The sequence below is a fragment of the Klebsiella sp. WP4-W18-ESBL-05 genome (assembly GCF_014169075.1).
GTDB lineage: Bacteria > Pseudomonadota > Gammaproteobacteria > Enterobacterales > Enterobacteriaceae > Kluyvera > Kluyvera ascorbata_B.
The window spans coordinates 760,114-772,417 of sequence record NZ_AP022057.1 but is presented as its reverse complement, the minus strand read 5'-3'; the positions used below and the strand labels follow the sequence as shown (position 1 = coordinate 772,417).

Below are 12,304 nucleotides of genomic sequence, written 5' to 3'. Positions count from 1 at the left end.
GCGGCTTGTTTTCGTTTATAAGTCTTCAAATAAACGGGGCCTATGGCTGGACGAATCCCACGCGTATTTATTAATGATCTGCTGGCTCGCACCGACATCATCGATCTGATCGATGCACGGGTGAAGCTAAAAAAGCAGGGCAAAAATTACCATGCGTGCTGTCCGTTCCATAACGAGAAAACCCCCTCTTTCACCGTCAACGGTGATAAGCAGTTTTACCACTGCTTTGGCTGCGGCGCGCACGGCAATGCCATCGACTTTTTAATGAACTACGACAAGCTCGAGTTCGTTGAAACCGTTGAAGAACTGGCGGCCATGCACAATCTTGAAGTGCCGTATGAAGCCGGAACAGGCCTTAGCCAGATAGAGCGTCATCAGCGCCAGAATCTCTATCAGCTAATGGAAGGGTTAAATGATTTTTATCAGCAATCCTTCGCCCAACCCATTGCCGAGCCAGCACGCCAGTATCTGGAGCAACGCGGCCTGAGTGCCGAGATTGTCCAGCAGTTTGCTATTGGTTTTGCACCGCCGGGCTGGGATAACGCCTTAAAACGTTTCGGGGGTAATGTCGACAACAGAAAGCTGTTGCTCGATGCCGGAATGCTGGTCAATAACGACCAGGGAAGAACCTACGACCGTTTCCGCAATCGCGTGATGTTCCCGATTCGCGACAAACGAGGCCGGGTAATAGGTTTTGGTGGCCGCGTACTCGGTAACGATACGCCGAAATACCTGAACTCCCCGGAAACCGATATTTTCCATAAGGGTCGCCAGCTGTATGGCCTTTATGAAGCCCAGCAGCATAACGCTGAACCACCGCGGCTGCTGGTTGTCGAAGGATATATGGATGTCGTCGCGCTGGCGCAATACGGTATTAACTACGCCGTGGCCTCGCTGGGTACGTCGACCACTGCTGACCACATCCATATGTTATTCCGTGCGACAAACAACGTGATTTGCTGCTACGACGGCGACCGTGCCGGCCGCGACGCCGCCTGGCGCGCGCTGGAAACCGCCATGCCGTACATGACCGACGGTCGTCAGCTACGCTTTATGTTTCTACCCGAAGGTGAAGACCCGGATACGCTGGTACGCAAAGAAGGTAAAGAGGCTTTTGAAGCACGGATGGAGCACGCACAGCCGCTCTCCGTCTTCTTATTTAACAACCTCTTACCACAGGTTGACCTGAGTACGCCGGACGGCAGTACCCAGCTCGCCGCGCTGGCGCTGCCGTTGATAAGCCAGGTCCCGGGCGACGCGCACCGTATTCAGCTGCGCCAGACGCTGGGCCTGAAGCTCGGCATCTTCGACGATGCGGCGCTTGATCGTTTAATGCCAAAACAGGCAGAAAGTGGCGTGGTACGCCCGCCTCAGCAGATAAAACAGACGCCTATGCGTATACTTATAGGGCTACTGGTGCAAAACCCGAATCTTGCACCGCTCGTCCCTCCTATGCATGGGCTCGCGCAGGCAAAGCTGCCGGGGCTCAACCTGTTCACCGAGCTGGTGAACCTGTGCGTTGCGCAACCGGGCCTGACGACCGGCCAGCTGTTGGAGAATTATCGCGGAGCAAGTGAATACGCAACACTTGAAAAACTCTCAACCTGGAACGATATAAAGGATGAGAACGTTGAAAAAATGTTCACCGACACGCTAAACCGAATTTTTGATTCAATGCTTGAACAGCGACAGGAAGAGTTGATAGCTCGCGATCGCACGCACGGTTTGAGCAGTGAAGAGCGCAGGGAATTCTGGGAAATAAGACAGGCCCTGGAAAAAAAGTGAATTTAACGGCTTAACTGCCGAATACCTATCGGGAAGCCCCCGACAGCCGCCCGAGGCGCAGCGGCACGAATATAAGTACGCCCTCGCTTTAAATGTCGGCGGTTCGTTCGCCGACCGACACCAATCAAATGAATTAAGTGTGGATACCGTCTTATGGAGCAAAACCCGCAGTCACAGCTCAAGCTTCTTGTCCAACGTGGTAAGGAGCAAGGCTATCTGACCTATGCCGAGGTCAATGACCATCTGCCGGAAGATATCGTCGATTCAGATCAGATCGAAGACATCATCCAAATGATCAACGACATGGGTATTCAGGTGATGGAAGAAGCACCGGATGCCGATGATCTGTTGCTGGCTGAAACCTCCAACAACACTGATGAAGACGCTGAAGAAGCGGCTGCACAGGTTCTGTCCAGCGTGGAATCTGAAATCGGGCGTACGACCGACCCGGTGCGCATGTACATGCGCGAAATGGGTACCGTAGAGCTGCTGACCCGCGAAGGCGAAATCGACATCGCCAAACGTATTGAAGACGGGATCAACCAGGTACAGTGCTCCGTTGCCGAATACCCGGAAGCGATCACCTATCTGCTGGAACAGTACGATCGCGTTGAAGCGGAAGAAGCCCGTCTGTCCGACCTGATCACCGGTTTCGTCGATCCGAATGCCGAAGAAGATATGGCACCGACCGCTACGCACGTTGGCTCCGAGCTGTCTCAGGAAGAGATGGACGACGACGATGAAGACGAAGACGAAGACAGCGACGACAACAGCGACGACGACAACAGCATCGACCCCGAGCTGGCGCGTGAGAAATTCGCCGAGCTGCGTACTCAGTACGAAGTGACGCGCGACACGATCAAAGCCAAAGGCCGCAGCCACGCTGCCGCTCAGGAAGAGATCCTGAAGCTGTCCGAAGTGTTCAAGCAGTTCCGTCTGGTACCGAAACAGTTCGACTACCTGGTCAACAGCATGCGTACCATGATGGACCGCGTGCGTACCCAGGAACGTATCATCATGAAGATGTGCGTTGAACAGTGCAAAATGCCGAAGAAAAACTTCATCACGTTGTTCACCGGCAACGAAACCAGCGAAACCTGGTTCAACGCGGCTATCGCGATGAACAAACCGTGGTCTGAAAAGCTGCACGACGTAAAAGAAGACGTTATGCGCAGCCTGCAGAAACTGCAGCAGATTGAAGAAGAAACCGGCCTGACCATCGAGCAGGTGAAAGACATCAACCGTCGCATGTCCATCGGTGAAGCGAAAGCCCGCCGTGCGAAAAAAGAGATGGTTGAAGCGAACTTACGTCTGGTTATCTCTATCGCCAAAAAATACACCAACCGTGGCCTGCAGTTCCTGGATCTGATTCAGGAAGGCAACATCGGTCTGATGAAAGCGGTTGATAAGTTTGAATACCGTCGTGGTTACAAGTTCTCCACCTATGCAACCTGGTGGATCCGTCAGGCGATCACCCGTTCTATCGCGGATCAGGCGCGTACCATCCGTATCCCGGTACATATGATTGAGACCATCAACAAGCTCAACCGTATCTCCCGCCAGATGCTGCAAGAGATGGGCCGCGAGCCGACGCCGGAAGAGCTGGCTGAACGCATGTTGATGCCGGAAGATAAGATCCGTAAAGTGCTGAAGATCGCTAAAGAGCCTATCTCCATGGAAACGCCGATCGGCGACGATGAAGATTCGCATCTGGGTGATTTCATCGAGGATACCACCCTCGAGCTGCCGCTGGACTCTGCGACCACCGAGAGCCTGCGTGCCGCCACGCACGACGTTCTGGCCGGCCTGACCGCCCGTGAAGCGAAAGTCCTGCGTATGCGTTTCGGTATCGATATGAACACCGACCACACGCTGGAAGAAGTGGGTAAACAGTTCGACGTGACCCGCGAACGTATCCGTCAGATCGAAGCGAAAGCGCTGCGTAAGCTGCGCCACCCGAGCCGCTCTGAAGTGCTGCGTAGCTTCCTGGACGATTAATCGCCCGGGTAAAATGCAAAAAAGCTCCCTTTTGGGAGCTTTTTTTTGCCTGTTAAGCGCGGAACATTCCCCGGCGGCGCTGCGCCTGGCCGGGCGACTCTGGCCTGTACGCCGCCATCCGGCAATCTGCACAGGCTCTGCCGGATGGCGCTTCGCTTATCCAGCCTACAAGCCCCGCACCTTCAACGCCACGTCCAGTTCCTGATACGCCTCTACCAATTTATCCAGCGTAATCCGGCTCAATCCGCTCGGATTCGGTAATACCCACACTTCGGTATCGCCAATCATGTACGTCTGCTTGCCCCACGTCGCCCCGCGCTGCCCTAAGCCGCGTTCAAAGGCCTGCTTACCCAGAACGGCTAATGCAGCAGGTTTGTAGTGCTCAACTTTCTCAATCAGCGCCTGCCCGCCGCTGCGTAACTCCTGCACGCTGACCTCACTCGCCTGCACCGTCGGGCGTTCAACCAGCTTGGTCACGCCACAGCGAAATTCCAGCATCTGCTCCGCCTCTTCCGGCTTTAGCTGGCGTTCGGTAAACCCCGCCAGATGTAGCACCTTCCAGAAACGGTTTGCCGGGTGCGCAAAGGGGTAGCCCAGTGAGGAAGACGACAGCCCCGGGTTAATACCGCAGAACAGCACCCGCAGCCCCGAATCAATAATGTCCTTAACCATAATATCCTCGACTAATACATCGTGAGACGAGTATAACGAATTGAAAATGCATTGTTTATAAAAACAGCATGTGCGCGCTTAACGCTGGATTGGTGGCCGCTGTTACATTATAATCGTCGGCTACCTGGCCCCTTAGCTCAGTGGTTAGAGCAGGCGACTCATAATCGCTTGGTCGTTGGTTCAAACCCAACAGGGGCCACCAAACAAAACAAGGAGTTAGATGAGAAATCGTCTGACTCCTTTTTCTTTGGATGCGATTTGGGTCAGGTAATGGGTCAGGTAAGGAATTGTCCCTTATCCTCTTCATCTCGCTGCCAGCATCCCCGGGTAGTGCTTCGCCACGATATCATTCATCTTTTCTGTCAGATCGTACCGCTTAAAAGTGATGTGCGCTGTTCCCTTCTGAAAGTAACGGATACTGAAGAAATCATCTTCGTAAACATCGTTCGAAAGGTTGTCCCGAATATGTTCCATCAATCGAGTAGTAACATCGCCACGGTTGTCGGGTATCGGTTTACCATCCAGCAGAAATAGCATTCGCTCCAGATCCGCCAGTTGATCCCTACGCCAGCCCCAGTTCAAACTAAATCCCCAGCGGTTATGCGTCACCAGATTGTTGACGATGACCTTTTTACCAAAGCTGCAGGGACTATTGGTTTTGTAATCCCACGACAGGCCTTTGAAGACATTGATAATGCCGCGCTCAAATACATCTATTTTGTTCAGATGTAGCTGCTCAAAAGTACTGAGGATATTCGCCTCGCTAATGGCGGGTAGCTCCCCCTCCTCCAAGTTTTTATGCCACTGGTCGCGAGCCTGCGCATCCATCAAGGCCATCATGCCGGACCGCAGCATCAGGTCTCGCCAGATACTGCGATCTATATTGCGGGTGACGGCAAGCATCGCTTTATCAGCCTGCTCAGTCAGCCAGCTATCGTAACGATGCTCGGCTTTCATCGCCCAGTCTTGCGCTGTACCCCCGCCAATTTCTGAGGTTAACCGTGAGATGGCATCAAGTTGTTGGATGAGTTGCTCGATCTTTTTTAGTGCTGTATCGCGGCCTGTCACTATGCGTTCAATACTGGTCGAGTAAATTAGCTCGCTATGTTCGGTTAATACTTCAGCTTCTGTTTGCATGATAGTTTGTCCGTAAAAAGCAAACGCGCCCACCAAGTAATGGCAGGCGCATTATGCAATAAGTAAACAAGGGAGAAAGATCAGGAATGTAATTCGGGAAGGTTGTACGCAATATTTACCGTACTGCATTGTTACGGCTTTGTCGCAACAAGCCAGTTGCCTGTCGCGCTCGCAGAATATCTACAGCCCGAAGATAAGGCGATTGTTCCTGCCAGCTAAACCCCTTGCGATCGATACGCACCAGTTCATATTTTTCCACCAGAAAATTCACGGCATCGGCCAGCGTGATCCCGGCTTCAATATGTTCTTTAATAACAGTTTCATCACTGAACGGCGTGTCGTTCAGTGTCAGGCCATAGTGCTGTTCCAGCAGGCGTGTCAGTAGCATTTGCCAGACTGCAACGGGCGACAGACAGGGCTTCGCCGCCCGCGAAATTGTAGCAGGTTGAGTTTTCATGCTTGTTCTCGTGAAATTAAGTTAGCGTTGAGTGGGATAAACAGCGATGTATACGTAGCCGCAACTGCCAAGAGTATCGGCTTCGCAGGTAAAACCGTTGTGGTACAGGGTGACGCAATGGGCATGCCGAGGATTCATTTCACCAGTGGTCAGCATCGATTCCATCTGACTGATAAAATGCGGAAATGCGATATCCAACTTCTGGCATTGGGCATCACTAAACTTACTGGTGATACTGGCCCGGTCAGCCAGATAGTGCAGCCGGTTGCCCTCCTGCACCAGACGAGCCCCTATGCGCGGTGTAATATCCCGCAGTAGGCCCCATGTGGTGTTGCTCATTTATAACCTCTTTATTGTCAGTTCAGGGTGATACTCATCAGACAGGCATAAGGTCCGTCGCGGTCCTGGCGGCGTTCGGCGTATACCGCCAGCACGCCGGGAATGTCAGGAACGACCTGGCCGGTGTAATGACAGACACTGCCGTGCCACTGGTATCTGCCGGTGCAGTATCGAAAAATGCGGGAGGCCGGATACTGGCGGTAAATCGTCATCGCCCGGCGTTTACTGATAATTTTCATGTCATACCTCAAAGCAAACCGTGTTCAGCGAATGAATAGATTTGCCTGCCACCGACAATCAGGTGGTCAGGCACACGGATATCAATGAGCTGGAGCGCCTGCACCAGACGCTGCGTGATGGTCTTATCTGCCTGGCTGGGCGTGGTGTCGCCGGAAGGGTGGTTATGCGCCAGTATCACGACTGCCGCATTGAAGTACAGGGCGCGTTTGACCACCTCACGAGGATGTACCTCGGTACTGCTAATGGAACCGGCAAACAGGATTTCATGGGCAATCAACTGGTTCTGCTGGTTCAGATACAGCACCATAAACTCTTCGCGCTCCAGTCCCGCCATTTTCAGTTTCAGCCAGTCACGGGCAGCCTGAGTGGAGGTGAATGCCACGCCTGTTTCGCGCAGGTGTCGGTCAAGCAGCGTTAAGGCGCGTTTTACCGTGCGTTGTGCGGTTAGTGGTAGTGCCGGAGCTGGTGGGATCAGTGACTGTTCCATCATGAGTGTCCTCAATCAATAATGCGCAGAATGGTGCTGGATTCAGAGTGCTGCAGAGCGTAATCCCGCAGTCGGTAATAGTGTTTAGTCATGGCGTCGCATTCGGTGCGACAGGCGTGATGGCTGTATACAATCAGGCAGACAGCAATACCTGCGGCTTCTGCGCTCATTTGCGTACCATTACCGTTCATACTGTTGAAAAGATGCCATTTATCGTCACTGTCAGCATCAGGAGCCATAAACGCGCCGCCATTGCTGAGTGTGTAAAAGGACCAGATTCCACCGCTGTACTCATCGCAGAAGTGCTCCATCCAGGCGAAAATACGCGGTTCCAGCGATATCCACTGCGGGATATCGCCAAAGTACAGCGGCCAGAAATCGAGGCGCTGTTCGTCAGGCACTGGTGTTGCAGTGAGGTCAAATTGAGGTTCATTAGCGGACATCAATTTGCATTGAGTTTGTGTCGTCATGGATATTCTCCGTCAATAAAAACGCCAGCGACGATGGCTGGCGTATGGGAAATAAAGGACATACAGGGATGATGAATGGGTGTGGTCAGGAGGAGGATGCTCTGAGGATGCCTGACTTGTGGATATAACGGTTATGTCCTTCACCAGCATCAGGCTCAAAGCACCACACCCGCCAGACCATTCGACCTTCAGAGTCACGAACCACCAGGCGGAAGTGGCTACCCTGGTCGTCTTCAATGCTGATGTTGTGATACCGGCGGGTAACCGCTTCAGCTTGCTGTCGGGTGAAAGGTCCCGGTGGCAGCATGTGAGATTCAGACATTCGATGTACCTTAAAAGCAAAAGCCCCTGACGCAGAAGCGTCAGGGGCTATGAGTGTGTGCAGGTGTGGGGTGATTATCAGTAACCGGTTTGTACCTTATACAACCGCAGGGTTTTACTGCCCCGGACAATTTTCACATACAGGGCATTATCTTTTGTGCCGCGCACAAACCCGGCCTGCACATCGCCCTTGCAGTCACCACCGTCGTAAGGAATGTTGACACCGGTCTGGCGCACCAGGTCGATAACCCCGAAGCTTAGGTCTTCACAGGCCGGGCCCGGCAGGTCGTTAATCAGGGCAAATTTATGGTCGTCGCTGACACCTGTCAGTGAGCACATGGAGGTGTTGATATCGTTTCCCTGGCACCAGTATTCCTGGCCGGGATTGTCTTTATCCATAAGGCTTGCCGGAAGCTGAGCGGCACCGGCACTGAATGCGGCAAGTGACAGAATGAGGGTGGGTACAGCAGAGGTCAGTATTTTCAGCATGGTCTTCGTCCTGAATTAATCCAGCCCGCAGTTGGGCAAAATAAGAGTGGTTGATATCGGGTGTTATCAGAAGCGCCGGTAGCGAAACAGCTCTTTGCCCTGGTAAAGTGCCACCAGGTCGTCATATTCCGGCTTCTTCTGGTTGGGCTTAAAGGTCACTACCGTGCCCGGACGGCACAGATCTTTTACGGTGAGACCGAATTTCTTATCCGGAGTAATGGTGAATCCCTTCGACACATCGTTGCGCATGATAGTTATCCAGCCCCACAGGCCGCCTTCGCAGTCTTTAAAAGGTGCTGAACGCACCGTGACCATCCCGCCCTGACGGTCAACAGACATGGCTTCGCATTTTCCGGTAACCTGACGATGCGCATCACACCAGAAAATATTCCCGCTGTTGTCATTGACGACTGCAGGTAGCGTCCGGTTATAGGGCTGGGCCTGAGCCCCTGCACAAAGCAGAAGGCTGCCGGAAATGCCCAGTATTTTAATCAGCGTTTTCATTACGTTAGTCCTTGACAGAGAAAGTATCAGGTAGCGGTGATTCAGGCCCATACGGTCAGGGCCAGCATCACAAGCCATACCCAGAAGTAAGCCGGTTTCTGACCGAGAGTTTTCGCTCGACGCCACAAATAGAACGGCACCAGCCAGGCCAGTTTGCCGAACATGGTGGTATCCACTCCGGCCTTACGAAGGCGTCGTTCATCGAGATACCCCAGAGCGATATTGAGCAGCAGCGTGATAAACCAGTACTGCCCGCCCGAGACAGCCTCATATGCCTCGTCAAAAGACATTCCGTTCAGCCCTGCAGTCCACAGCTCGAGCGTATAACCAATGAAGGGAGCAAATGCCAGCGTCCATATCACTCCACCCGGAATGCGGTTCCTCGGCAGCGTTGGTGGTGTAGTGCTGTGGAGCAGCGCTGAAGCCAGCGGGGTGGCGGAGACCGGTTGCCAATCCGTCATTCCCTGTCGCCACACCAGCGTGGCAGCGGTGAGTTCACCGCGCGCAATCAGGCCAGTGATGTCGTCTTCGGTCACATTGTCGTGACGTATGCCATTTTTCTCGTAATACCAGGTCATTGTTTTTCCTTCTTAACAGAGGTAATTAAATCAGTGTGTTGCCCCGCTCCTCCTCAGAGGGCCCAGGAGACAGGATTTCGCGAATACAGCTGAAGTGCGGTAGAGCCCGGATAAAGCCCGCCTGTGTGGTTAACTGGCTGAGACGTTTTCGCGGGGTAAAAGTGGTGTTCAGGACTGTCACCGCATGGATGGTCGCCAGAGGGTGCACGGTGATATGCCCGTTAAGTTCACCGGTGAGGTACCAGCAGCCGTCGAGTGATATCAGGCGGTACGGAGCCAGCCCGTCACAGCGCTCTCCCTCGGCCAGCAGTAGTACCCGCTGGCAGGCGGTAATGGCACTGACGAGACGGTAGAACACCAGTGAGATGGCCGGTGACACAGACTGTGGCGGCTGCCATACCAGACACGGCATCCCTCCCGCAGTGAGCAGCATGCCCGCCAGACGCCGGTCCAGCCCCGGAAAAATATCGGCCAGTCCGGCCCGGTGCGCGAAGGTCAGCGCATCAAGCTCGCCCTGTACGCCCCCACCGGTGCTGCGCAGGCGACATTGCCCCCGTCGATACTCAAGGTCGAGGTACATCAGCCGTTCGCGAAAATCCCGTCGCAGGGTACGGACTGACACACCAAACTCTGCAGCCAGCCGCGCCATGTTCAGCGTTTCACCTGCAACCAGGCGGCTGATTATCAGTGACAGCCTGACAGCCAGCCGGTCATGACGGCGCTCTGCCTGTGTCATCTTAAATCTCCGTAATAGTTAACTGACTGAATATGAAATGATTCTAAAGAGGAGGGCGGACAGGGTATGGACATGGAATGAACTATTTTTTATCTGCCTCCGTAAGCAGGCATGACGCGGCACACCGTGAAATGCGGTGAAAAAACACTCAATCCAATGGAGGTAAAATGGACAGGGAGTGTCCTTTCCTAACATGCTGATAACAAACTCAGGACTGAAACCCACTCAGCATCGCTTCAGCCATCACCCAGAGAGCCCGGTTGAGCCTCACATCTCCGTCGATACCACGCACGGCGCGGGTATGCGTTCGCCCACCTTTTGCACTCCGGCCACTAAGCCCGCCCTTAATCAGGTTCTCCTGAATACGCTGGTATGTGGTCCACAGATCATTGCTCTCATCCTGCCAGCGGCGTGGGGAGAGTATCTGAGGTGCTGTCACCGGCTGGTGGTCCTCTCCGAAACGGTACGTCAGTGCAGCCTGTGCCAGAGCCCGTTGTGCAGGTGGCGGCAACATCAGCGACTGCATGGCATCCCGTTTCTCTTCCACACGGTCAAAAATCCCCAGCACTTCATACGCCCCCTCAATCACCTGACTCACGACATCTCCTTTGTGCGGCACCCGCACCTCGCCAAACGACTCACCGCAGACGAGTCCGTTCTGGCATACCGCACGGAATAGTCCCGGTAGCATCTGATATGAACTGGAGCCATCGTGAGAATTGAGCAGAATAATTTCCGGCACCTGCTTACCGGTAATCTGCCCCTCCCGACGCAGGCGCAGCATATGCTTTGTATGCTCGCGACGCCCAGGATCACGCACGCGGGTCTGACAGGCAAAGAACGGCTGAAAGCCCTCTCGCTGCAGACTGTCCAGCAGAGAGATGGTGGGTATATATGTGTATCGTTCACTGCGGGATTTGTGTTTGTCCTCGCTGAAAACGCTAGGTACCACAAGAAACAGTTCTTCGCGGGTTAACGGACGGTCACGACGGATAAGATTTACTGCGCCAAAGCGCGAAGCCAGACGGGTCATAAGCAAACTCCTCATGATGGAAAATAAATACAAAAAGCCCCGCCGCAAGGTCGCGGCAGGGCTGAGGGAAAAATGGGCTAGAGGGTTAATTTTCAGAAGAAGAAATTCCAGACTGCACGAGCGACTGATACCACGATGTCGCGTACAGACTGGATGACTGTCCGAACCGGGGCCGGTACCAGGGGCAGGGAACTTACTGTGTCCAGTACCGAGCCGACCGTTTCACCAAAATCGTCACGGGCTTTTTTATTAACGGCATCGGTACGAAGTGGAGCACTAAGCTGTACCGCCACCGGACTGCTGGCCTCGCGTGGCAGGCAACGAATCATACGCTCCGCCATTACCCGCAGTCCCCATTGCAGACGAACCGACACCGCACAGATCGGATGCACGGGCTGGAACAGTTCATGCAGAAGGCTGATTTTACGGCTGATATTCTGCTTCTGCGCCGTGGACAATTGACCACTACCGCTGGTGGGTTCAGTCTTATCTGACTGGCTGATAATAAACAGCACCTTATGCCGGTGAGCTTCCCCAATCACCTGATGATAAAAGTGCTCATCCACCGCCAGCGCCCGGTCATCAGCCTTAATCAGCCACAGCACCAGATCGAGCCGGGGGAGTTGTTCGCGATACAGTGCAGCATACTCGATATCGCGAGCGCCACTTTCGCCAACTCCGGGCAGATCCACAATGGTCATAAATCGCTCACCGACCTGCAGACGAAAGCGCAATGACTCATGGGTACAGGCCGCGACATCGCTGACCGGGGATACCTCACCAGCAAAAAGGGCATTGCAAAGGCTACTCTTTCCCGCCCCGGTTTTACCCAGAATACCTATCACTGGCTCGTAGTCGGTTAACTGGTTTATTTGCTGCAGAATCCGCTCTGATGCCCACTGTGGCAGGCCAGAAAGTGATTGCCGAAACGACTTCAAACCTTCAGAATTGTTCATTGCTACTCCTCTGAAAAATAATACAAAAACGGCAGAATCGTGAGATTCTGCCGTTGATCAGGTATGTTCAGAAGAATGATATATATCTGAAAATAATTTAAA

The 12,304-nt window shown here is 53.6% G+C and carries 16 protein-coding genes and 1 tRNA gene; 3 read left to right on the top strand and 14 right to left on the bottom strand.

Annotated elements, in window-relative coordinates; all coding sequences use genetic code 11:
* Window positions 1–42: 42 nt before the first annotated feature.
* Both dnaG and rpoD read left to right on the top strand, forming a co-directional pair.
* Window positions 43–1,785, top strand: coding sequence for a DNA primase (gene dnaG, locus H7R58_RS03745; RefSeq protein WP_106929610.1), 1,743 nt, complete (start codon window positions 43–45; stop codon window positions 1,783–1,785).
* Between the two features lie 153 nt (window positions 1,786–1,938).
* On the top strand, window positions 1,939–3,783 hold the full coding sequence (gene rpoD, locus H7R58_RS03740) for an RNA polymerase sigma factor RpoD (protein WP_106929608.1): 1,845 nt from the start codon (window positions 1,939–1,941) through the stop codon (window positions 3,781–3,783).
* A 165-nt stretch (window positions 3,784–3,948) separates the two neighbouring features.
* Here rpoD and mug read toward each other — a convergent pair whose 3' ends face one another.
* Window positions 3,949–4,455 carry a G/U mismatch-specific DNA glycosylase gene (gene mug, locus H7R58_RS03735; RefSeq protein ID WP_106929606.1) on the bottom strand — a complete coding sequence of 169 codons (507 nt, stop codon included), beginning with the start codon at window positions 4,453–4,455 and terminating at the stop codon, window positions 3,949–3,951.
* A 126-nt stretch (window positions 4,456–4,581) separates the two neighbouring features.
* Between mug and H7R58_RS03730 the strand changes: the two genes are divergently transcribed.
* Window positions 4,582–4,657, top strand: a tRNA-Ile gene (locus tag H7R58_RS03730).
* A 101-nt stretch (window positions 4,658–4,758) separates the two neighbouring features.
* Here the strand turns inward: H7R58_RS03730 and H7R58_RS03725 are convergent.
* The 13 genes from H7R58_RS03725 to H7R58_RS03665 form a co-directional block, all read right to left on the bottom strand.
* Complete coding sequence (locus tag H7R58_RS03725) at window positions 4,759–5,592, bottom strand: DUF4942 domain-containing protein (RefSeq protein ID WP_182934620.1); 834 nt, start codon at window positions 5,590–5,592, stop codon at window positions 4,759–4,761.
* Window positions 5,593–5,707: 115 nt separating this feature from the next.
* Entirely contained in the window at window positions 5,708–6,049 is a 342-nt protein-coding gene (locus H7R58_RS03720; protein WP_182934619.1) for a TA system toxin CbtA family protein, read from the bottom strand.
* A gap of 21 nt (window positions 6,050–6,070) precedes the next feature.
* Entirely contained in the window at window positions 6,071–6,388 is a 318-nt protein-coding gene (locus H7R58_RS03715; protein ID WP_182934618.1) for a type IV toxin-antitoxin system YeeU family antitoxin, read from the bottom strand.
* Window positions 6,389–6,405: 17 nt separating this feature from the next.
* Window positions 6,406–6,627 (bottom strand): DUF987 domain-containing protein, encoded by a 222-nt coding sequence (locus H7R58_RS03710; protein WP_131056732.1) that lies wholly within the window; start codon window positions 6,625–6,627, stop codon window positions 6,406–6,408.
* Between the two features lie 8 nt (window positions 6,628–6,635).
* Window positions 6,636–7,118, bottom strand: a complete 483-nt coding sequence (radC, locus tag H7R58_RS03705; RefSeq protein ID WP_182934617.1) for a RadC family protein — start codon at window positions 7,116–7,118, stop codon at window positions 6,636–6,638.
* Between the two features lie 8 nt (window positions 7,119–7,126).
* Complete coding sequence (locus H7R58_RS03700; RefSeq protein WP_182934616.1) at window positions 7,127–7,585, bottom strand: antirestriction protein; 459 nt, start codon at window positions 7,583–7,585, stop codon at window positions 7,127–7,129.
* A gap of 85 nt (window positions 7,586–7,670) precedes the next feature.
* Window positions 7,671–7,907 carry a DUF905 domain-containing protein gene (locus H7R58_RS03695; RefSeq protein ID WP_182934615.1) on the bottom strand — a complete coding sequence of 79 codons (237 nt, stop codon included), beginning with the start codon at window positions 7,905–7,907 and terminating at the stop codon, window positions 7,671–7,673.
* A gap of 77 nt (window positions 7,908–7,984) precedes the next feature.
* Window positions 7,985–8,395 (bottom strand): hypothetical protein, encoded by a 411-nt coding sequence (locus tag H7R58_RS03690; protein ID WP_182934614.1) that lies wholly within the window; start codon window positions 8,393–8,395, stop codon window positions 7,985–7,987.
* 66 nt (window positions 8,396–8,461) lie between these two features.
* A complete protein-coding gene (locus H7R58_RS03685; RefSeq protein ID WP_163282084.1) occupies window positions 8,462–8,899 on the bottom strand; it encodes a hypothetical protein in 438 nt (145 codons plus the stop codon).
* Window positions 8,900–8,940: 41 nt separating this feature from the next.
* On the bottom strand, window positions 8,941–9,477 hold the full coding sequence (locus tag H7R58_RS03680) for a DUF4339 domain-containing protein (protein ID WP_089522300.1): 537 nt from the start codon (window positions 9,475–9,477) through the stop codon (window positions 8,941–8,943).
* Between the two features lie 25 nt (window positions 9,478–9,502).
* A complete protein-coding gene (locus tag H7R58_RS03675) occupies window positions 9,503–10,213 on the bottom strand; it encodes a DeoR family transcriptional regulator (RefSeq protein ID WP_089522299.1) in 711 nt (236 codons plus the stop codon).
* 208 nt (window positions 10,214–10,421) lie between these two features.
* A complete protein-coding gene (locus H7R58_RS03670) occupies window positions 10,422–11,246 on the bottom strand; it encodes a DUF932 domain-containing protein (RefSeq protein ID WP_182934613.1) in 825 nt (274 codons plus the stop codon).
* A gap of 92 nt (window positions 11,247–11,338) precedes the next feature.
* Entirely contained in the window at window positions 11,339–12,202 is an 864-nt protein-coding gene (locus H7R58_RS03665; RefSeq protein WP_182934612.1) for a GTPase family protein, read from the bottom strand.
* Window positions 12,203–12,304: the final 102 nt, after the last annotated feature.

What these genes read in the sequence shown, in the direction of transcription:
- dnaG (WP_106929610.1), top strand. Translation starts at nt 43, where the DNA reads ATGGCTGGACGAATCCCACGCGTATTTATTAATGATCTGCTGGCTCGC.
- rpoD (WP_106929608.1), top strand. Translation starts at nt 1,939, where the DNA reads ATGGAGCAAAACCCGCAGTCACAGCTCAAGCTTCTTGTCCAACGTGGT.
- mug (WP_106929606.1), bottom strand. Translation starts at nt 4,455, where the DNA reads ATGGTTAAGGACATTATTGATTCGGGGCTGCGGGTGCTGTTCTGCGGT.
- H7R58_RS03725 (WP_182934620.1), bottom strand. Translation starts at nt 5,592, where the DNA reads ATGCAAACAGAAGCTGAAGTATTAACCGAACATAGCGAGCTAATTTAC.
- H7R58_RS03720 (WP_182934619.1), bottom strand. Translation starts at nt 6,049, where the DNA reads ATGAAAACTCAACCTGCTACAATTTCGCGGGCGGCGAAGCCCTGTCTG.
- H7R58_RS03715 (WP_182934618.1), bottom strand. Translation starts at nt 6,388, where the DNA reads ATGAGCAACACCACATGGGGCCTACTGCGGGATATTACACCGCGCATA.
- H7R58_RS03710 (WP_131056732.1), bottom strand. Translation starts at nt 6,627, where the DNA reads ATGAAAATTATCAGTAAACGCCGGGCGATGACGATTTACCGCCAGTAT.
- radC (WP_182934617.1), bottom strand. Translation starts at nt 7,118, where the DNA reads ATGATGGAACAGTCACTGATCCCACCAGCTCCGGCACTACCACTAACC.
- H7R58_RS03700 (WP_182934616.1), bottom strand. Translation starts at nt 7,585, where the DNA reads ATGACGACACAAACTCAATGCAAATTGATGTCCGCTAATGAACCTCAA.
- H7R58_RS03695 (WP_182934615.1), bottom strand. Translation starts at nt 7,907, where the DNA reads ATGTCTGAATCTCACATGCTGCCACCGGGACCTTTCACCCGACAGCAA.
- H7R58_RS03690 (WP_182934614.1), bottom strand. Translation starts at nt 8,395, where the DNA reads ATGCTGAAAATACTGACCTCTGCTGTACCCACCCTCATTCTGTCACTT.
- H7R58_RS03685 (WP_163282084.1), bottom strand. Translation starts at nt 8,899, where the DNA reads ATGAAAACGCTGATTAAAATACTGGGCATTTCCGGCAGCCTTCTGCTT.
- H7R58_RS03680 (WP_089522300.1), bottom strand. Translation starts at nt 9,477, where the DNA reads ATGACCTGGTATTACGAGAAAAATGGCATACGTCACGACAATGTGACC.
- H7R58_RS03675 (WP_089522299.1), bottom strand. Translation starts at nt 10,213, where the DNA reads ATGACACAGGCAGAGCGCCGTCATGACCGGCTGGCTGTCAGGCTGTCA.
- H7R58_RS03670 (WP_182934613.1), bottom strand. Translation starts at nt 11,246, where the DNA reads ATGACCCGTCTGGCTTCGCGCTTTGGCGCAGTAAATCTTATCCGTCGT.
- H7R58_RS03665 (WP_182934612.1), bottom strand. Translation starts at nt 12,202, where the DNA reads ATGAACAATTCTGAAGGTTTGAAGTCGTTTCGGCAATCACTTTCTGGC.